Source organism: Roseovarius sp. MBR-79 (genome assembly GCF_053628555.1).
Map to the genome: position 1 here is coordinate 1 of NZ_JBRJGP010000033.1, position 19,530 is coordinate 19,530.

The following is a 19,530-nucleotide window of genomic DNA, read 5'->3' on the forward strand; positions in this document are numbered from 1 at the left end:
AGCCCATGACCCTTGACCTCGCCGCCTGATCAGGCCCAAATCAACCCGCCCGGAGAACGCCGCCGGAGAATTTCCACCAGATTCGAGACACGACCCGTACGGAGATCGTGAGCGCTCTGTGCGCGTCGACATCTTGGTCTTCGACGAGGCACGCGGCTCGCTCAACGCGTACAATGTGAAGCGCGGCAACGGCTCATACGACGGTGGGAAGCGTCGGATCATTCACGAAGAGCTCGTACGCACTCAGATGCTTCTTTCCGCGTATGGCCGCGGGATCGGACTCGTGCCGAAGTCCAGCCATGCCCACATCATCTTCTATTATGGCCTTCTATCTCTGCCACCGCCAATCGCGATCTCTGGTGACGACCTCGACCAGCATTTTCAGTTTCCTGTTCATGAGGCGATTGAGTTCGTGAACGCCTATTTCGTTGCTCGTCTATCAGCGCTGATCGAGCAGGAAGATTAGCCTTGCCAATACTTAAGGAGCCTCCGCGCGCAACTCTTTTGGATCCGCCGAGGGTTCGATCCCGGTTCCATCGGAGGCGGATGGGCCTGACATCGAAAGCAACGCTGATCACGAAAAAATATTGTGCAATTGCTTATACTTAAAAGAAAATCACCAAAATAGCGCAGTCATGAGGTCCGGAGAATATCAGCCCTGAGAGACCGCTTCTGGGTCATCCGGCGCCTCTGCCAGTGTTCAGCCCCACCCGCATAACCCTCGAAAACAACGGAAAAACCCGGCCGCAGCCGGATCGGGAGAACGCTTTCGCTGGGGCAAGTGGCGGAGGGGATGGGCCTGCGGTCCAACCTTCTCCACCCTAAGTCATTGTTTTTATTTAAGTTAGGAAAGGTTCGAACCGTCGTCCGGTTCAATCTCGACTGGTGGCGACACGGGAAAGCGTCGGCAACGATAGGCTCTAGCGGACCAAGAGGCGTCCGTCGAGGTGCCATGCACCTGGAACACGCCCTCTGCGAGATCGACACCGATGATGCCTGCTTCTCTCACGGTTGCCCTCTCCTTCAGCTCGCGCTTCGACACCACGAGTTTGGCACATCGCGATGCAGTCAGGAGAGAGCGGCATCTACCCGATCTCTGTGCTATAACCTGAGGATCGCGCGTACGAATCTTTATCCCCTAGCCTGCAACAACAACGACCCCGAAGGGTGTCGCTACTAGAAATCGGGGGTTTGCACCCCTCCGAACCGGTCGGCCAAGACGGATACTTCGTTTAAGCGAAACGCTGCGGAGGACAAGAACCTAGAGTTGTGCTACCAGTCTGTATGGATTCTCGGCAAATAGTGTATGCCCGCGTCTCATAGTATTCGCCATCAGCTTGGAGGGCAGGATGGGCGTTTTTGGTCTCGATGCCACGGCAAGTCGGCGCAGCATTTTCTCGGAAGCTTCCGGTGGTACCGTGCAAATCGCAGGGGTAGAGGTGGTTCAGGCCATCCAGAACCTCGCACATGATGTTCGCTTGATCGCACAAAAGCGCACGGTGGTCCGGATCTACGTCAAGCCAGACGGCCTGCCACGGAACGTGCGCGTCAGAGCCGAGATTGCCGTCGCCACGACCAGCGGCGGCCCGGAAAAATACATCGTCTCGCGCAATATCATCTCATTGCGATCCTCGGGTCATCCCGATTTGGAGGCGCAACGCGGCAATGCCGAAGAAAGTCTTAACATCGAACTTCCGCCGCAACAGGTCGGGGAACTGCACGTACGCGTCAAGCGGATCATACCAGTCGCCATGGGCGACGACGTTCCGATCAGCAACCCCGGCCACGCAGTGAAGGTAGACTTCGAGGCCTCGCCGCCCCTGCGAATCCGGGTCGTAGGGTTGCGCTACACGGACAACCGGCTGAACCCGCCCGCCAGTTTTGCGCCCGATGCGCTGCATTTCGACCTGCTACGGTCCTACCTGACGCGCGCCTACCCGGTGCCTTCGCTTGACTGGTCGCAGATCGTTGTCCCCATCGGCAGCAACGTCGAGCCGCCTTTCAGCGACGGAACGATCAACGACCCGCTGTGGCAGACCCTGGCCGCGCGCGTTCTTCTACGGCTTCAGTTGATCCGGCAGGCGGATGTCAACGCCGGGCGGGACCCGCGAACCCACTACTACGGGTTGATAGCCGACGACAGCGGGTTCTTCCGGGGCCGGGCGACACAGGTCGCGGCGACACCGGACCCGGCAACCGTGGCCATGGGCCCTGCCGGCCGCAGCGGCTTTGCCTGGGACAACGACGGCTCCTATGCCGACTGGTACGGCGCGCACGAGTTGGCCCACACGCTGGGATGCCGCCATCCCGGACACTGCAACCAAGGCCGCGATCCGCTTTCGAGCTTTCCCTACGCGAACGGACGCATTTCAGACGATGCCGAGGGCTGCGTCGGGTTCGACACCGGCGATCCGGACCTCGGGCTTCCGATGCGAGCGCTGCCGCACCCCGACAACAGCGATTTCATGACCTATTGCGAGAACCAGTGGGTGTCGCGCCACACTTACGACGAGATCTTTGACCGGTTGCATCTGGAAGACACCCAGTTCGCCCCGGCGGTCGCGTAGCGGCGAAAGGAGATGTAATGACCAAGACATGGATCCAGGCCGTCGGAACCTTCAACCGGGCGGACAAGTCTGGCCAGTTCGTCGCGGTGCAACCTGCCCAAGAAAGCAGCGTGCCGAACAAACGCTTGGACAGCCCTCTGAAGATATCGGTCGAAACCGAAGGCGGGCAGCAGCTGGCGGAGATGCCGGTGACACCGGATTTCGGCAGTTGTGATGACGTCGTGGATGAAGGCACATTTCAGGCCTTCTTTGAACTTCCCGAAGGCGCAAAGCTACTTCGCCTGATGCAGGAGGGGCAGGAACTAGCGGTTTATTCCGCGCCGGCCCTCCGCCCCGTGGCGGAAACGGCCGAGACGTTCGGCCTTGGGCCGCGCAGCGGACATTCGGTTCCTTTGATACAGGCCGGTGCAGCCGATCCGAACGCGACCTACACGTTGCAGGCGCGCGAAAAGGGCAGCGCGCTCTGGCAGACGCTGGATGTCGGGCTTGACCGTCCGGACGCCGGAAAGGTGGATCTCAACCAGTTTCCCGATGCCAGTGCGATCGAAGTCAGGGTGCTGAAGTCCTCCGGCTTCGAGACCGAGGAGGTCGACAGAACCGAGATCGACTTTAGCGAATGACCGGGCGTCGCCGCGCCCGACAACTTTTTGAACTGCCCCAGCATTGAGGAAGATCATGCGCGCCGAGGATATTCAGTCCCTTTCGATCCATCCCTCCATTGGCATCGCCCGGATCGGCAACGCGCCCGATGCTTGGTTTCCCGCAGCCGAGGTGCGCGGCGGTGTGCCGGAAGACCCGGACGGTTTTCGTAACAGCGGCGGCATGATCAAGCGGCAAGTGCCGCGTTTCCGGGTCTACGCAACACTGAAATCCGGCGAAGTGCGCGAAATCACGGCGGCGGACGGCAAGCTGACATGGCGGGTCGAGGTCGCCAACCTTAAGGCCGGCTGGTACCAGTTTCTTTTCGCGATGGATCTTGACCCGTCCTACGTGGAGGAACCGGCCCAACGCAACGTGGCCCTGACCGGCGCGGCTCGCGACGATCTCAGCATTCGGCCTGCCGCGCGCCAGATCTCGGGAGCGAACGAGCAGGGCACACAGTATCGCTTCGACGACGGCACCTTTTTTGGCAAGAAGGTTTACTTGGGCGAATTGCGGACGGACGAGGCCGGGCGGCTGCTGTTCCTTGGCGGCGCGGGTGTGTCCGAGCCGCGACTGCCGGGCGCGCGACCCACGACCTTTGCCAACAACGACGGCTGGCACGACGACACTTGCGACGGTCCGGTGCGAGCGCATTTCGAAATCGACGGCCAGAGTTTCGAGGCCACGCCGGCGCATGTGGTGGTGGCCCCGCCAAATTACGGACCAGGGCTGTTTGGAGTGGTCACCATGGATGACGTGGTGCGCGATCTCTACATCCGGCTGGGCTGGCTGGACAAACCGGCAGGCACCTCGTTTACGAGGGACATCTGGCCAATCTTCGACCGGATGAGCGCGCATCAATGGGTCAACGACGGCATCTTGCTGCTGGCCGGCCAAGGGACGCCGCTGGACGCCCGGGACCCCGCCGTCATCGACCGGCTGGCCGACACAACTTCGCAGGCCGCGGCCTTTCGCGCCGCAGTGCTCGCGCTCTTCCGACCGCAGCCGCCGGAGGATCAGCCGGCAGCACTGCCGCCTTTCTACGGCGATACCTTCGGCGATCGCGTCGATGCGGCGCTGGAATACTTGCTGGTGACCCAAACGCAGTACGACCATCTCGAACGATGGGCGGCGGGACAGTTCGACTCGGACTGGACCGGGGTCCCCCAGCTTCCGGTCTTCGACGCGCTTTCGCCGGAGCAGCAGGCCGAGGAACTAGACCGGGCCGGTCTGCATGAATGTCTGGGTGGTCCGTTTCATCCAGGCATCGAGATCACATGGCCGTTCCGGCTGGCCACCATGTGGGAGGCGCCGTATCGCTTGCGCACCCTGACCGAAGGTGAATCGGTCCGGCAGGACTACGGCCCGGTCCTGACCCGGCAAGAGGCGCTTGCCTCCGACGGGCCTCATGGGGTCTCGGGGCCGGGATCGCTTACGCGCTGGCTTGGCGTGCCCTGGCAGACGGATGAGGCTTCCTGCAATTCGGCCGCGCTCTACACCCCCAGCCTCTATCTCTCCTCGCCCAGTTTCTGGGGCGCGCGGGTGCCGAACCAAGTCATGCCGGTCGAGGCTTTCGAGATCGCGACCCTGCCCGGCCAGCCCGAGTTGCAGAGGCAGCGCCATTTTTCCAACCGCCGCCTGTGGCTGCGTGACATCCAGGGGCGCGGCTATCTGGAGCGCATCGACAACATGGTGTCGTTGTGGTGGCGGCTGGGGATGGTCGAGGCAAAGTCACCGCCACCGGGAACCGGCCTGCCCGACCCGTGTTTCGTCGAAACAGGACGGTGGCCGCAGTTCTCTCAGGGCGACTTTACGCTAACGCTGGCGCGCAATGTGACCGCGCTCTACCAGGACGAACCGTCCGGGCCGGTGGCTGGGCGGATGCGGACCGAGGAGGTGACAGCGCCGAGACCGACCTTCAAGCGCTTCGACCGGGGTGAGGTCTGATGGCGGGCCCGCGTTTCGATGCCGTGATTGCAGGGGGAGGACCGGCTGGTTTGGCCGCTGCGATTGCCATGCTCGAACGTGGGTTGAACGTCGTCGTCCTGGCGCCGGCTGTGGCCAATGGAAAGCCACGTGCCGAGATGCTGCCGCCTGCCGCAGAGCCGATCATCGCTCGGCTGGGCATCGCGGATATCCTTGACGGCGCGGTGGCGCTGCATCCGGCTCTGGGACTTTGGTCGTCGTCACGGCCCGAGATTCTGGGCCACCCATCCGCGCAGCATCGCCCTGCGATCAGCATCGACCGAGGGGCGCTGGCTACACTTCTGGAGGCGCGTGTCAAATCCATGGACGGGCGTATTCACGCCTTTCGGTTGTGCGGCATTTCGGGGGTGCCCGGCGACTGGCGGATCGCCACGGGAGCGAGACAAGAGGTGCGCGGGCGTTTTGCCGTCGATGCAACGGGGCGGCCCGCGCATTTGGCGCGGCGGCTTGGCGCGCGGCTTTGCCTCAGCGCGCCTCTCGTGGCGCGTACCTTTTTCCTGCCTGCAATGCTCCGGCCGCGGCTTGTAATCGAAGCCGCTTCCAACGGCTGGTGGTACGGCCTGCCGATGCGGCACGGCGGGACGGTGGGGTTCCTAGGGGACGCCAGTTCCGCGCCCGATGTCCCGGTATTGCTGCCATGCCCAAGTGGCTTTCCGGCAGGCGCCGAGACATGGGACGCTAGGAACGCACGGCTTTTTCCCTGCGCCGGGCCCGGCTGGCTTGCAGCCGGAGATGCCGCGGCAGCTTTTGACCCGATTGCCTCGCAGGGTCTCTTCAGTGCGCTTTCCGGCGGCTTCTTTGCCGGGAATGCTGCGGCGGACACACTGACAGGAAAGCGAGAGGCGCTCGACATCTATGCCGAGTTGGTGTCGCGGACGGCAGAGCGCACGCATCGGGCCATGCCGCTACACTATGCGACGGCACGAGGTCAGTCACCTTTCTGGCGCCGTCGCCGGGCGCAGGACTTTGCCTTCGCCGCGTCGCGGTCTCCGCCGCCCGTGCAATCCGAACGACCCAACCGGAGCCCAGGCCGCGGCCTGAGCGACTCTGACACGCAACGCGCCCGGGCCGGATGACCCGGGTGCCCCGACCGAACATGGTAGGTCCCATGGCCGAAACAGCTTTCGACAAGCGTAGCCTGATCGGCCAGATCGGGCACCCCGCGACCGCCGAGGTCTCCGCTGGCATCGCCCCGGCCGCGGTGCCGCCGGTGATGCGCATGGTGGTCGGCCTTGACTCTGCCCCGGTGCCCCTGACCTCCGAGGATCTGAACACGCTTGGCGACCCCTTCGCGCGCTTGGTCCTGCGCCGGGACGAACGCCCGATGACGGTGGACGCCGTGCTGGAGCGGCTCGACATCCTTTCTGCTGATGCCGCATTGGCCGATGCTGCCGTGCCCGACGAAAAGGTCTTTTTGCTGGGCGAAGGCGGGCAGATCCCGCTCACCTCCGCCACCGCATCGCTGAACCGGGCATTGCGGTTTGTCGTCGTGCGGACCGGGCCTAGCGACCGGCTCATCCTAATGAGCGTCGATGACCGGCCCGGATCCACCAGCGGCCTGCTGCAGGTCTTGTCTTGGGACCCCGGCAAGAGCGCGTACAATTTCTACCAGCGCCGGGATGGAGTCTGGTTCCTTTCTGGCGACAGCACCCACGCGCTGGAGCCACCGACCCGGGGGCGCGGTCCCTTCGACGGCCATGTGAACGGCTCGCTGGTCATGAAGGAACTGCGTGCGCCATGGCTTCATTGGAACAGCCAGTCGATCCCGATCCCGCCCGAGGCCTTTGCGTCTGGCCACCCCATCCTCGGGCACCGGCTGATGGCCCGTCTGGTGGGGGCGGAAATCCTTGAACGCGACATCATCCAGCCCGGGATCGACCGCTGGACCCAGGCGCGGTTTAACCGTGCCATCCAGGGCGGGACGCTCAGCGCTGCGGATACTTTCCTGCGGCAACTGGTTCAGACCACCTCCGTGAACCTAGTGGCATCGGACCGGGAATTCAGCGAGGTGGCGGCCGGGATCAAGGTCAACGTTCCGCCCGCAATCCTGCTCAACATCGAGGCCTGGACCCGTCTGCTCGACCCGCTGACCATCCGCGGGCGCGTTCAGATCGACGGCGGGCACCTGTTGCAGGCCATCGACGATCTGGGCATCGCGCTGGAAGATCCGGCTGGAGGCTTTCGCCAGCCCGGCGAGGCCTTCTTTGCGCTGGCCTGTCCAGCGCCCGCCTACGAAGACCTGAGCACTGTCTTTGCCCTGATCGACCGTGAGGTCCTGAGCGCCGGGCTGGTCCGCGCGATCCTGGCCGTGGACTTCAGCAATCCGATCCAATCCTCGCGCCGTTCGGGCCTCTTGCGGCACATGCCGAAGGCCGGTGGCTTGGGAACCGGCACCGGGTCATGCGAGGCCCTGATACGTGACGCATTCGCGGCCGAGGCTTCCGCACGCAAGGACTCGGATGAGGCGCGAGTACTGGATTGGCTTGCAACGGGCGACGATGCGGCCCAACGGGCACGGATCGGCGCAGAGATCGCCGCCTACTACGACGCGGCCAAGCAGTTGATGCAGACTGAGCAGGGGGTTCGGGACCTGATGCGGTTAGTAGTTTCGCGACGCCGTTATTTCCGCACGCTGGGCGTTTCGGAATTTGCCCTGACGCTGCCCGGCGACTTGCTCCCGCCGGATGCTGCGCCCGTGATGATGGCACCCGACGCGACGATCTTCGAAGTACCCGACCTGATTGGATAGCGGATTGGAGAACGACCCGATGGCATTCAGATTTTCCGCCCCCGGCGATCTGACCGAAATGAACGCCGACGCCGCCGAGGATTGGCACACGGAGGTCAGCGGCTATTTCGACGGTTCTCGCATTCCCCCATCGGCCAGCTTCGCTGGGTCGCGCAACCAGTTCTTCAACCCGGCCGAAGGCATCGAGGCCGACTCGGTCGAGAAGGAAATCGGCTGGACGGCGTTTCCGCGTCCGCTGGCCATTTCCTCTGCCACCGACGAAGAACGCTGGTTCCTCGCCGAGGAAAGCCGGTTCGAACAGGTTGAATACTGCGAATGGAGCACCACCCGCGATGCAAACGGCAAGGTGCTGAAGATCTCGTTTACCTGCGAGGACCGCAACTACTTTCGCGCCCTGTTCCGGCGGCAGCCCGATCTGGTTGTGGCGCTGTACCGCGAGCATATATCGCCGGATGTCCGGATGTCCGATCTTGTCGACGGACTGGGCAACTACAAGCCGGTGAACCGCTGGAACGCCAACAGTTCGGACGGCGCCATGCACATGATCGGTCAGCCAAACACGATAGGCGCGGCGGTCGAACTTGTGGCCGGGGCCTGCGTGGTCCGCAGCAATCCGGACGGGACGCCAAAGACCGGCGCGCGCGAATTGATCCTCTGCGGACGGTATGGCGACCCGGAACGGCACAGCGACCCGACCATCGGCGCCGAGGTCAACGAAATGGCCCGCGCCGGGCATTACATTGCCATGGCCAATCCGACGCAACTGGCCTTTGAGTCAATTTCTTTCGCAGGTTGGGAGGTGCCGGATGGCGTCGCGCCGGAGGACTGCTGGACCTATACACGCGGTGCCGCAGGCCGTGCCGTGCGCGGGGTGCTCGAAGCGCCAGCGGGTGGGAACTTTGTCGCAGGCGACATCCGGATCAACGGCAAGGAACTCCGCTTTGGCGGGCAGGTCGCCGACGGCATCAGGATCAAGGTCACCGGACTTGCGCACAAACTTGCGCAGGCGCCGATAGAGGCCGAGACCGGCTGCCTTGGCGCCCCGGTTCCCGGCGGCGCCGGTGGCGCGACTCCGGCTTCTGCGTCCGAGGCGAGGCCACTGAGCCGTTTTCGCCGCATCTGATTGCAAATCGTGCCGGTCGGTCCGACCGACATCCAGAACACCAGACTGACCCTAGGGACCCACATGCTGACATCCATCGTCATCTACCCGCCATTGGCCTTCGCCCGCGTCGGCTCTTCCGAAACGCCCTGCGCGGCCTATTCGTGGCGCTCGGCCAAATTGTCGCCGGACCAACCCGCGTCGACCACCCTTCAGCCCGAAGAGACCCTGTCGCTGGGCGCGGACGGAACGGTCTCGTCCTCGGTGCCGAACGAGATCGTGCTCAAGGATCCCGATGGCGCCTTCCGCCCGGTCTGCCCGTTCTTCGAGCTTTGGGGAACCTGGGAGGAGAACGGTACCGTCGTCGAAGGCCCGTTGACGCCAGCGATCCTGTCCCGTTTTAGCCTGTCTCTGAGCGATGTGACGTGGAACGTGAACGTCGGCAATCTGAAGCCCTACCACATCACACTGCGCGACGGAGACCGGATCAATGCGCAGCGCGAGCTCGCTGGCGATGACACCGCCCGGCACGAGATCTTTGGCAGATCGCCCGCCGTGGCGCAGCCGCTTGTCGGGCATCCCGATGGCATCCCGATGGGTGCAGTCCAGCTCTCCAGACCCGATGACGCCTTTCCGGAACTGCGGTTGCGCTTCTACGCTCCGCAGGGCGTGATCTATGGACCACCGGACATCGACGAACGGATCGACGCCGCGCTCGCGTCCAATCCCGATCAGGCGAGTGCCATCCTGCCCTGGCGCGACCTGGTCGTGCCGCCGGACCGTCACAGGGTGAACCGCGACTCCTCGTGGGCAACCCATGATCTGGACGCAACCGATGTGCCGCCCTTGGGACCCGGCGACGGGCGGTTGAACCCCGGCGGACTTGTCGCCTCAATCCTGAGCCGGGTGATCGGTCTGGTGGACGATGTGGGCGATGGTCTAATCTCGTGCCGGATCGGTGACTTGGTAGCCCATGCCCGCATCGCAGTCGGCCCGCCGGACTTCGCGCCAATGAACCGGCCGGTCGTGTCGCTACAGGACGGGCTGAGCGACCGTGAAGTCCGTGCCTCGGCCCGCGACGGAACTATTTCCGACGACGAATTGGAATCCATCGTTGCCGATATTTTCGAGCGCGCGCTCGAAACTTCAGACCTGATGAACAAGGACGCGCAGAACTACCGCGCGCGTCTTACCAATCTCAATGAATACACCAACCCGACCGGTGACAGTCTGGATCTGCCCAACCCGTCTCCGGCCTTCGAAGCCAGCCCACACTGGACGCTGTGGCCCACGATCGATCAACGTCTTTCGGCCAGTCCGGCCTACCCGGTGACACCTCAGAACGTGGACGCCATGCCGGTGACGATGGCGGGGCAGCGCAAGCACCGCCGCTACAACGCCATCGAATACTTCCGCGACAGGCTGCGTGAAGAACCCGACCTGATCGAGAAGTGGATCCGGATCCCGCGTCCGCCCGAGCGGTTCTACGACCGGCGGATGCCTGCCCTGATGCGCGGGTCGGACCGGAACGCGATGCACTTGACCCGGCGGCAGTACGAGCTGATCCAGCTTTGGGCCAAGCGGCAGAGAGAAGACGCATGACAGCCCTTCATCCATTCCGGAGCCCACAGGGGTCACATGTGCTGCTGGTCGATGGTAGCCGCATCTACGACGTGGACGAGGAAACCTATGCGCAGGCCGCCGCCGGGACGGTACCGGTAAGCCTGCGCGCAGCGACCGCAGCCCGCTATGTGGACGAAGCACCTTACCGTCCCGGCGGGCTGCGTGCGCTGTCGCTGAATGTCGCCCAGGGCTGCAACATGAGCTGCAGCTACTGCTATGCCGACGAGGGCCGTTTTGGCGCGCATGCGCGCTTGATGTCCGTCGACATCGCGCGCATGGCAGCAGAACGGTTTCTCAACCAGGTGCCCCCGGGGCAGGACGCGGTCCTCGGTTACATGGGAGGCGAGCCGTTTCTGAACGCGAGGGTGCTGCACGAAGTCACGCGCCTTGCAGCGGAGCTTGCGTCGCAGCGGAACATCTCGCTGCGCTTTTCAGTGACCACGAATGGAACGCTGCTTCGGGACGAGGATATTACATTGCTCGGTGACTACCCGTTCAGCGTCGCAGTCAGCCTTGACGGCGGGCGCGCCACCAACGACGCGCAGCGCCTTCTGCGAAATGGGCACAGTGCCTATGACCGGACCGTCGAAGGCATCCGCAAGCTGACCACGGCTGCGCGGCGTCCGCGCCATGTGTCCCTCCGGGCGACCGTGACGCCGCGTTCGGGCGAATTGCCCGGGATGCTGGAGGACATGCTGGCGCTGGGGGTGGACGAGGCGGGCTTTGCCCCTGTTCTAGTCTCGCCCGATCCGAGAGACGCGTTTGACGGTGCGGATTTCCAACATTTCCTCGCGGGCATGATCGACTGCGGGAAACGGGCGTCCCGGGCGTTGTTGGACCGGCGGCGCTACCCGTTCTCGAATTTCGAAACTGCGCTAGGCGAGATCCACCGCGGCAGCCATCGCCCCTATCCCTGCGGCGCCGCGGCGGGCTATGCCAGCGTCAGCGCAGAGGGCGGGTTGTTCGGCTGCCATCGCGCCATCGACGATCCTGCCTTTGCCATCGGAACGATCGAGAACGGGGCCGACCGCGAGGCGCAGCGCGATTTCCTGGAACGGCGACACGTATTGCGGCAAGAGCCGTGCCAGACCTGCTGGGCACGCTTTCTTTGCGGCGGCGGCTGCCACCAAGAGGTGCTGGCGCGAGGCCGGGTCGGATGTGACTACATCCGCGGTTGGCTGGATTTCTGCCTTTCGGCCTATGCTGACCTGTCCAGCCGCATCCCCGAGTATTTCGATGCCCCCGAGACCTTTTTCAAGGACCAGAGCCTGGAGCCGATCCAATGAGCGACGATCTGACCAGCCGCAAGATCCAGCCACGCAACCTGACCGCCCGGGCCGAGAAATGGGTGCGGGGAAACCCGGTGACTGTACGGCCCGAAAGCGGTGTGGACAATTGCTATCCCGGGCTTGAGTTTGACCAGCGCAACCTCGACAAGCGGTTCTTTCCCGGCCTCGAATTCGAGTATCACACGGCACTGCCGCCGATCCTGCGGTCGGTCGATGAGCTCCGCGCCAGACGTGCCCTGCCAATCGATCAGACCGATACCGGGCAGGTCCGTTCCGAAACGATCCATCTCTGGGCGGTCTTCGGGACCTTCGGTACGATGATCGGGCCGCAGCAGCGGGTCGAGCGATTTTCGCTGCAGGATGGCACAGGCGGACTTGCGGCCTGGCGCGTGGTGCATGACCTCGAACCCGGACCGCTGGCCGTGCTCTTGGCCCGGCGCGCTGCCGAAGGCGGGATCGGTCTGGATGCGGCAACCGTGCTTGAAGCAGAAACCGCCCTGCAGAGCGGCAATGACCTTGTCCGCCGCGACGGCGCCGGCAACTTGCAGTTCGCAGTCCTGGCCGGTGTACGCGCAGACTATCTGGTCGATGGCGTGATCAATCCTCTCCTGTACGAACCCGGCGACCTGTCACGCAGTCTCTGTGCGCCATGGCAGTATGATTTCACGGATTGCGGGTGTTTCTACTGGGCGTCGAACAAGCCTGATCTTGTCGCGCTCGAATCGGAGGGCCCGCAACTCTACAATTTCCAGCGCGCGGAACGCGGGCCGGGACAGGAACGTCCGGTGGAGGACGTTCTGGATGACAGGATCGGTTTGCTGACCTATGCCTCAGGGGACTTTAACCCCGCGGGCTGGTCGTCCCGCCGAACGGATGTGCCGGGCCACGTAATGAACTACCAGGCCCTGCTAAACGACTGGGAGGTTCTCAACCCTGTCTTCGACCACGCCGAAAGCCCCGGATTCGCGCCGGAACCGGCAACGCAACTGCCGCCTGCAGATGTCCTTCCGAGGGCAGAAGTACTGCGCCGCCTGCGCTACCTCGCAACGGTCGAGCACGGACTGATGGTGGAATATCTCTATGCGCATTACTCGGTTCAAGCCCCGCGGACGATCCCCGGCATGGATCTCGTTCCGGCGCGGAACTTCGACGTCGCCCGGTCAGTCCTCAGCGTTTCCATAGATGAAATGCGCCACTTCCGATGGGTCAACGAGATCCTGCGCGAACTTGGCCAGCCGATGGAACTTGGCCGTGTCGGCATGTTCGAAGATCTTGACGGCGATGCGCGATTCATCTCGCATGATTTCGCCCTGAAGCCCCTGACCGCAGCGCAACTCGACTGGTTCATCGACGTCGAACGCCCTTCGGATCAGGTCGATCCCGACAAGGCGGGGGACACCATCGACGGTCTCTATACGCGGCTTCTGCTATCGATCCGGCAAGGTGCCGATTTCACCGAAGACGAGCGGGCAAGGCTCTTGCACCTCATCAAGTTGATCATCGACGAAGGGTTTGACCATTTCACCCGGTTTTCAAACGTCAAGGTCGCCCTAGACGGCCTTCCGGCTGGGTCGTGGCTGCGGGCTACTATGTCGGAAAATCCGCAGCCGCTTGCGAACGGGCACCCCGCCAAGGTGGCCGAGATCGTCGCCGACCGCGCCTATTCGACCGTGCTGTCCGCCCTCGGGATCGTGTTCTCCATGTCCAATTCCCGTACCGGCGATTTTCTGCAGGCGGCTCGCTATGCCATGTATGCCCTCGATGATGCCGCGCATGAGGTCATCGCGCTGGGTGGCGCACCCCTCTTCACCCTGCCGAATATGGGAGATTTGCTTGCCGGTCCCGGATTCGCGGCGGCAAGCGGGACGCCCGAGGACAGGTTGCGGAGCTCACTGGTCGCGCCGATGGAAACCCTGCTTGACGACTTACGCAGCAGTGGAAGCGGCGCCGTTGCGGCTTCTATGGAGAAGCACTACGCGCGCATGATCGAAGAAATGGCGCGGCTGATGTGATGCCTGTGCCACTGACCGTCGAAGGGGCCGGCCTTGGGGCCATCGCGGCAGCGGCAAGCCTGTCGCGCGCGGGGCACCAGGTGGTGGCCCCGGACCTTTCAGAAACGGTCGCGGGCGGCCCGACCCTCGTTTTGAACGAAAAGACGCTGTGGATGATCGGCAACCTCTTCGGGCAAAAACTCCTGTCGGACGTCGTGGCCGACGGGATCGCGATTAGGCATCGCAGACTCGACTGGAACGCCGATCGGCTCGAGATTCTTCCCGAAAGGAGTCTGTCGGTCGATGCGGTCCGGCTGGCCAGCCGACTTGCCAGGACGATTCCCGCGGCGAGGGAAAGTCCGCAGATGACCGTTCGTGCCCGTGGACGGCGGGCCAACTTGGGCATCGCAGCCCGCCCGCTTGCGGCCTACGTCTGGGATCTGCCCGTTTCGTCGAACGGCCACCTCGACTGGTGCGCGACGATGACCGTTGGTCAAGGCTGGGCCGCGCTGGCGCCTGCGCCGTCGGGTGGCATCAACCTTCAGGTCTACCTGACTGGCGGGGCAGAACCGGAGGCGCGCGAGAACGGTAACGAAGTTCTCGACCGTCTCGGCCTTTGTGCTCAGGGAGGTCTTGATGACCCACCGCGCCGCCTTGATGCCTCTACACGCCTTGGGGCGCTCTGGCAGGAAGAAGGCTGTCCGGTCGGGGACGAGGCCCTTGCGCTTGACCCCTTGGCCGGGGACGGCTTCGGCCACACGATCCGCGCCACACTTTGGGTCTCTTCGCTTTTGGGTGTTGAAGATGTCTCGGAAAAGACGCGACGCGAACTATTTCACCGTCGAATGGTGGACGTCTTTCGCCAGCATCTACAGATCTGCGCCCGCTACTATGAATACTTGGACCTGAGGAGCGCTGTATCGATTGGACCGAAATGACAAGTCAACACTGAAGATTGCATCGTAGTGGACGCATCTCGTAGACACAGTTTCCAGACCCGACGAGTGAAATGGTTTTTACCGATCGAGGAAATTTATTTCAAGCTCTATTGCGCCACGAGGACCATCAACCTTAGAGATTTCACCCCACTTTGGCACCCCAGAAGGACGTGTGATCGGCGGCGAAATAGCCGTCCGCGACCCGGAAATACCCCTGCAGCTCGACGGTATCGCCAGCAGTCAGCGGCACCATGGTCTGCAGCCAGATGGCGGTGGTCGCGAGGACGGCGAGCTGCCGCATCCAGCATCCGGCGTTGAACATCATTGGTTTCCTCCAATGTTTCGAGACGTTCGGCGAGGCGGCCCGTGCGTTCACCGGAGCGCCGGAGTGCGAACAGGAACAGGAGCACTGTGAGCGCGATGGCGCTGTAGCGGAGAGCCGTCCGGGCCCACGGGTTGGTGGCGAACCCAGCGAGGAGCGCACCAATCATCGGCGGCTCCGCTTCCAATCGTCCAGCCGCGCGTAGATCGTGATCGCGATCCCGCCGAGCGCCACGGCGATGAACACCCAGCGGAGCGTGTCGAGGTACGGCACCAGCGGCAGGATGGCGGACTGGGTCTCAGCCAGGCCGCTCTGGGCGACCTCGACGCCCGCGGCGCCCAGCGTAGCCACACCGGCGGCCCCGCCGCCCTTCATGGTGCGGCTGTCGGCCAGCACTTCGCGCGCAGGCGGCGTTTCAGCCGCGAAAGCCGTCGCCCGGATGGGGAAGCGCTCGCCCCACTGGCGAGCGGGCCCGAGATCGACATGGATGAATCCCGAGCGCGGATAGAAGCCGAAGCCGAGGAACCCGACCTCCCGTGCCGCCGCCTCGAATGCCGCAGGGTCGTGGTTCGCCATGGCGATGTCGAAGGCGGCGCCGTCGAGGTGCTTCGACCGAGTGGCGCCGCCCACGGCGCGGTTGTGCTCGGGGCTGCGATAGGCGGAGCGGACGACCAGCGGCTTGCCGAGCCGGTCGCGCAGCGCCTGCAGCTTGTCGAGCGCCGGTTCGTTGATCAGCAACTTGCCGGTCCCCCGGCAGGCGATCTCGGCTGGCGAGAAGTTAGGCCAGCGCCAGCCGCTCTCGGGTACGTCGCGCCAATGGCGGTGGAAGGTCGTCGTCATGGGTGTCCTCCGAAAACGAAAAACCCGCCTCGAGGGCGGGTCATTGCGGGCTGATGAATGGGGATGGGGCGCGGCTACGGGCTGCCGCCGAAAATCTTGAGCTTGATCGCGATGCCAGCGAGCAGCGCCAGCATGACGCCGGTGGTGATCATGCGCACGGCAGTCTGCATCGCGGTGCGGCGCACCAGCCGGATGCAGTCCACCAGGGAGCGCAGATCGCGGATGTCGAGGGCCGCCTCGTCGCCGTCGAGCCCGACATCGGCGAGCGCACGCTTCGCGCCTTCCTCGGCGGCGCGCGTCAGGATCGCCTCGAACTCGGCGTCGGGCATGCGCACGAAGCCCTCGGATCGGGGTGGGTTCATCGGGTCCTCCTTCTGCCGCTCAGCCGATCTTGCAGCCCCAGAAGGACGTGTGATCGGCGGCGAGGTAGCCGTCCGCGACTCGGAAATAGCCCTGCAGCTCGACGGTATCGCCCGCGGTGAGGGGCACCATGGTCTGGAGCCAGATCGCGGTGGCGAGCGAGACGTGGGTGGCGGAGATTTCGCCGAGGGAGCCGCGGATTTCGGTGGTGCCGTTCAGGACGAGCCGCCCGCGCATGCGGGCCGTGGCGCTGGCGTTGATCTTGTAGAGAAGCGTCGCGCCGAAGAGGTAGGTGCCGTCGACTGGCGCCACGAAGTGGTTGTTCGCGGCGTCGAAGGCTCCCTGATCGTTGGTGTCGGTGTTGTTGAGGCCGATCTTCGTCCAGGTCCCCACGCCCACGTAGTTGTCGTAGTTGGTGTAAGCCTTGAACCTGGGCAGCCGGGGTTGGTCGACGATGCCGTTCGCGTTGTCGACGCTGAGCCCGTCGAAGAAGGTGCTGCCGTCGGCGGAGACCGCGAGGCGGAACCTGTCGGAGCCGAACAGCCCGACCAGCGCCTTCGTCACGAAGCCGGTCTGCAGCGTCAGACCGAGGTCGTCGCCAGCGGCCTCCTTGTTCATGCTGTAGAACAGATCGCCCGTGCCGCCCTCGGCCACGGTCTTCGCCGTCCAGAGCGCAGCGTTCAGCTTGGCCGAGAACGGGTTCGACGCATCGGCTGTGGTGCCGAGGCCCAGCAGAGCGAGGTTCTGCAGCGCCGCCGGTGTGGTGCCGATCCAGGTCGCGCCGTCATAGACCAGCAGCAGGCCCTCGTCCTCGATCCAAGCCCGCCAGCCGGTCCGAGGCGGCAGGCGCAGCCAGGCGCCGTCCGTCCAGAGCGCGACATTCAGGTCCCAGCCCGCCCAGTCGCCGGTCGCGCCCGAGCCGACGATGTAGCGGTCGCCATCGGCGGGTGAATCGGGCGGCGCGGTCAGGTTCCGGTCGAGAACGGAGAGCTGGACGAGCCCGTCGAGAATCCGCAGCGCCTCATTGTGGGTGACGTGCTTCTGGGCCTGAGCCGCCAGGATGTAGGGCAGCAGGAGATGGGTCGTGGCGTCGGACATGGGATGGCCTTCAGAAGGTGAGCGTGACGATCTTGGGCGCGCCCCGCCCGACAAGGGCGGAGAGCTGGTAGATGCGGATGTCGAGCGTGTCGCCGGGCCCGATCGGCCCGCCCCAGTCGGCGGTCTGCTGGGCGGCCGTGTAGACGGCGCTGGTGGTGGCCGTGCTCAGGATCCGCTTCACGGCAGGGCCGTCGAGGAGCTCGACCTCGTAGGCTTCCAGTTCCTCGCCGAGCGGCACTTCCAGCCCGCCCCAGCTGTCGGCGGCGAGCGCGCGGGATCGTCGCGTCCAGCGGATCGTCAGGTCGCCGGGCGTGCGCGGCCTGCGCCACGGCTGCTCGACATGGGCGATCGAGAACGGCCGCAGGCCCACGCCCTCAGGCGTGAAGGTCTGCCCCACATAGGTCTCGTCGGTGACCGGGCGGCTGGCCGGGCCGATGCGCCAGTTCCACGGCAATCCGAGATCGGCCTCAGCAATCGGCAGGGACGCCAGCGCAGTGTCCAGCAAGACGACCCGCGCGCCCGCAGGCGCCGGATTGCCTATGGCGCCTTCCGTGCCGCGCTGGCCGCGGAGGAGCCGGGTCAGGCGATACCGGCCGGGCGCAAGCAGTTCCGCCGCGCCTGCCTGCACGATCTCCCAGACGCCGGGCGCGCTCTCGATGGCCAGCGCGTTCGCCCCGCTGAACAGGGTCAGGTCGGTGACGCTTTCCAAGGTGCCGGTGAGCAGATCGACCACCAGCGCGTTTCCGAGATCGAAACGCGAGCTGGGGCCCGGATAGAAGTCGGTGACCAGAGCCCCGATCCGGGCGCGGCTGCCGAACGTGGTCAGCAACTCGAAGCCATCGGTGGATGGGCTGCGAAACACCGCCATCTCGCCCGGCCACGGAACCGCGTGCGCGGCGACCAGCGGCCGATGCGCGGGCTGGTCTTCGGTGAGCTGCGGCAGGTCAAGCAGCACCGCATCCGGCGCGCCGAACACCACGGCGCGCGTCAGCGACGCCGCGCGGGGATCGCCAGGCGGTAGGTCGTAGGTCGCGCGGTCCTGGCGGACCGCCTCGATGCCGCGCGCCTCGGCGTCGGCGATGGAGACGAGCCGCAGATCGATCAGCCGCCCGTCATGCTCCAACCGGATCGCGTCGGCAGGATCGAGCGCCAGACGCGAGGGCGGCAGCCGGAACGCCGCCGTCTCGCGCCCCACCCACGCCTCCATCAACGCGCGGCGGCAGCGCCTCTCGGCCTCCTCGGGCGGCACCGCCATCGGGAAGGACTCGGAGGCGATCCGGGTCGTGTCCACGGTGATGCGCCGCGCCTCGACGAGCGCCGCATCGTAATCCTCGTCGGCGCGGGCGACCTGCCATTTAAGCGCCTGCGGCAGTTCAGTCTCCTGGCCGCGCGTGAACTCAAGGATGTCGCCTTCACGACCAGCCACCAGATCGTCGGGCGCGAGGGTAGCGACCGAGGCCCGGCCGCGCATGACAAACCGGATCATTCCCTCGGTCTCCACGGCGTCGAAGCCGAAATGCCGCGACAACGTGGTGATGGAGGCGCGCGGGCTTTCGAGCGCCGAGATGGCGTAGCCCTCGACCGCGCCCCAGAGGCCGGTGACGTCGACCCTTGCTTCGGGCAGACCTGCGCGCAGGCAGAGATGCCGGACGAGTGCGGCCAGCGACACCGCGCCGAGGCGCCCGGTCAGCCAGTGGCCGAGCCGCCAGTTAGCGCCGTCCGTCCAGACGTCGGTCAGCGCCGGGAAGAAGGGATACGGCCGCGCGTCCCATGTCCAGGCGGCGCATTCGGGGACGTGCACCATCCGGCCGCCGTAGACCGAGGACAGCAGGTTGTTCGCGGCATCGCCCCACCAGAGGTACGTCGCCTCGAGATAGGCGCGCTGGATCGCGTCATCCCGCCAGCCCCGCGAGAAATGCGGCGTGACCTGTAATCGGCGGAGCAATACTCGGCCACGGTAGCGGCGGCATAGTGTTGTCGCGGGCGGCGTAAAAGTCGGCCACTTTTGTCCTTTCGGATTTCG

The 19,530-nt window shown here is 64.8% G+C and carries 16 protein-coding genes; 11 read left to right on the forward strand and 5 right to left on the reverse strand.

Annotation, left to right across the window (positions count from 1 at the left end; translation table 11 throughout):
- Window positions 1–118: 118 nt before the first annotated feature.
- The 11 genes from ACSSV8_RS18660 (at window position 119) to ACSSV8_RS18710 (ending at window position 14,887) form a co-directional block, all read left to right on the forward strand.
- Window positions 119–466 (forward strand): hypothetical protein, encoded by a 348-nt coding sequence (locus ACSSV8_RS18660; RefSeq protein WP_454283458.1) that lies wholly within the window; start codon window positions 119–121, stop codon window positions 464–466.
- An 883-nt stretch (window positions 467–1,349) separates the two neighbouring features.
- Complete coding sequence (locus ACSSV8_RS18665) at window positions 1,350–2,567, forward strand: hypothetical protein (protein ID WP_454283459.1); 1,218 nt, start codon at window positions 1,350–1,352, stop codon at window positions 2,565–2,567.
- A gap of 17 nt (window positions 2,568–2,584) precedes the next feature.
- Window positions 2,585–3,187 carry a hypothetical protein gene (locus tag ACSSV8_RS18670; protein WP_454283460.1) on the forward strand — a complete coding sequence of 201 codons (603 nt, stop codon included), beginning with the start codon at window positions 2,585–2,587 and terminating at the stop codon, window positions 3,185–3,187.
- A 55-nt stretch (window positions 3,188–3,242) separates the two neighbouring features.
- Complete coding sequence (locus tag ACSSV8_RS18675) at window positions 3,243–5,156, forward strand: LodA/GoxA family CTQ-dependent oxidase (protein WP_454283461.1); 1,914 nt, start codon at window positions 3,243–3,245, stop codon at window positions 5,154–5,156.
- A gap of 50 nt (window positions 5,157–5,206) precedes the next feature.
- A complete protein-coding gene (locus ACSSV8_RS18680; RefSeq protein WP_454283462.1) occupies window positions 5,207–6,271 on the forward strand; it encodes an NAD(P)/FAD-dependent oxidoreductase in 1,065 nt (354 codons plus the stop codon).
- Between the two features lie 32 nt (window positions 6,272–6,303).
- Entirely contained in the window at window positions 6,304–7,944 is a 1,641-nt protein-coding gene (locus ACSSV8_RS18685) for a hypothetical protein (RefSeq protein ID WP_454283463.1), read from the forward strand.
- A gap of 4 nt (window positions 7,945–7,948) precedes the next feature.
- Window positions 7,949–9,067 carry a hypothetical protein gene (locus ACSSV8_RS18690; RefSeq protein ID WP_454283464.1) on the forward strand — a complete coding sequence of 373 codons (1,119 nt, stop codon included), beginning with the start codon at window positions 7,949–7,951 and terminating at the stop codon, window positions 9,065–9,067.
- A 63-nt stretch (window positions 9,068–9,130) separates the two neighbouring features.
- Complete coding sequence (locus ACSSV8_RS18695) at window positions 9,131–10,648, forward strand: hypothetical protein (protein ID WP_454283465.1); 1,518 nt, start codon at window positions 9,131–9,133, stop codon at window positions 10,646–10,648.
- Between the two features lie 38 nt (window positions 10,649–10,686).
- Window positions 10,687–11,955, forward strand: a complete 1,269-nt coding sequence (locus tag ACSSV8_RS18700; protein ID WP_454283466.1) for a radical SAM protein — start codon at window positions 10,687–10,689, stop codon at window positions 11,953–11,955.
- A complete protein-coding gene (locus tag ACSSV8_RS18705) occupies window positions 11,952–13,970 on the forward strand; it encodes a ferritin-like domain-containing protein (protein ID WP_454283467.1) in 2,019 nt (672 codons plus the stop codon). Before ACSSV8_RS18700 ends, ACSSV8_RS18705 begins: the two co-directional genes overlap by 4 nt.
- Before the next feature lie 80 nt (window positions 13,971–14,050).
- Window positions 14,051–14,887: a hypothetical protein gene (locus tag ACSSV8_RS18710; RefSeq protein WP_454283468.1), complete on the forward strand. Its 837-nt coding sequence runs from the start codon at window positions 14,051–14,053 to the stop codon at window positions 14,885–14,887.
- A 142-nt stretch (window positions 14,888–15,029) separates the two neighbouring features.
- Here the strand turns inward: ACSSV8_RS18710 and ACSSV8_RS18715 are convergent, their stop codons facing one another.
- The 5 genes from ACSSV8_RS18715 to ACSSV8_RS18735 form a co-directional block, all read right to left on the reverse strand.
- The gene (locus ACSSV8_RS18715) at window positions 15,030–15,212 is read right to left on the reverse strand and encodes a hypothetical protein (protein ID WP_454283469.1); all 183 of its coding nucleotides are present in this window, start codon (window positions 15,210–15,212) and stop codon (window positions 15,030–15,032) included.
- Between the two features lie 162 nt (window positions 15,213–15,374).
- Window positions 15,375–16,049 (reverse strand): YcbK family protein, encoded by a 675-nt coding sequence (locus tag ACSSV8_RS18720; protein WP_454283470.1) that lies wholly within the window; start codon window positions 16,047–16,049, stop codon window positions 15,375–15,377.
- Between the two features lie 74 nt (window positions 16,050–16,123).
- Window positions 16,124–16,411, reverse strand: a complete 288-nt coding sequence (locus ACSSV8_RS18725) for a DUF6127 family protein (RefSeq protein WP_036708271.1) — start codon at window positions 16,409–16,411, stop codon at window positions 16,124–16,126.
- Between the two features lie 19 nt (window positions 16,412–16,430).
- Window positions 16,431–17,507, reverse strand: coding sequence for a DUF2793 domain-containing protein (locus ACSSV8_RS18730; RefSeq protein ID WP_454283471.1), 1,077 nt, complete (start codon window positions 17,505–17,507; stop codon window positions 16,431–16,433).
- A gap of 10 nt (window positions 17,508–17,517) precedes the next feature.
- Window positions 17,518–19,530: phage tail protein (locus ACSSV8_RS18735; RefSeq protein WP_454283472.1), on the reverse strand; the 2,013-nt coding region annotated here is incomplete at its 5' end.

Excerpts from the sequence above, each read along its gene's own strand:
- ACSSV8_RS18665 (WP_454283459.1), top strand. The coding sequence starts at position 1,350 with ATGGGCGTTTTTGGTCTCGATGCCACGGCAAGTCGGCGCAGCATTTTC.
- ACSSV8_RS18670 (WP_454283460.1), top strand. The coding sequence starts at position 2,585 with ATGACCAAGACATGGATCCAGGCCGTCGGAACCTTCAACCGGGCGGAC.
- ACSSV8_RS18675 (WP_454283461.1), top strand. The coding sequence starts at position 3,243 with ATGCGCGCCGAGGATATTCAGTCCCTTTCGATCCATCCCTCCATTGGC.
- ACSSV8_RS18685 (WP_454283463.1), top strand. The coding sequence starts at position 6,304 with ATGGCCGAAACAGCTTTCGACAAGCGTAGCCTGATCGGCCAGATCGGG.
- ACSSV8_RS18695 (WP_454283465.1), top strand. The coding sequence starts at position 9,131 with ATGCTGACATCCATCGTCATCTACCCGCCATTGGCCTTCGCCCGCGTC.
- ACSSV8_RS18705 (WP_454283467.1), top strand. The coding sequence starts at position 11,952 with ATGAGCGACGATCTGACCAGCCGCAAGATCCAGCCACGCAACCTGACC.
- ACSSV8_RS18715 (WP_454283469.1), bottom strand. The coding sequence starts at position 15,212 with ATGATGTTCAACGCCGGATGCTGGATGCGGCAGCTCGCCGTCCTCGCG.
- ACSSV8_RS18720 (WP_454283470.1), bottom strand. The coding sequence starts at position 16,049 with ATGACGACGACCTTCCACCGCCATTGGCGCGACGTACCCGAGAGCGGC.
- ACSSV8_RS18725 (WP_036708271.1), bottom strand. The coding sequence starts at position 16,411 with ATGAACCCACCCCGATCCGAGGGCTTCGTGCGCATGCCCGACGCCGAG.
- ACSSV8_RS18730 (WP_454283471.1), bottom strand. The coding sequence starts at position 17,507 with ATGTCCGACGCCACGACCCATCTCCTGCTGCCCTACATCCTGGCGGCT.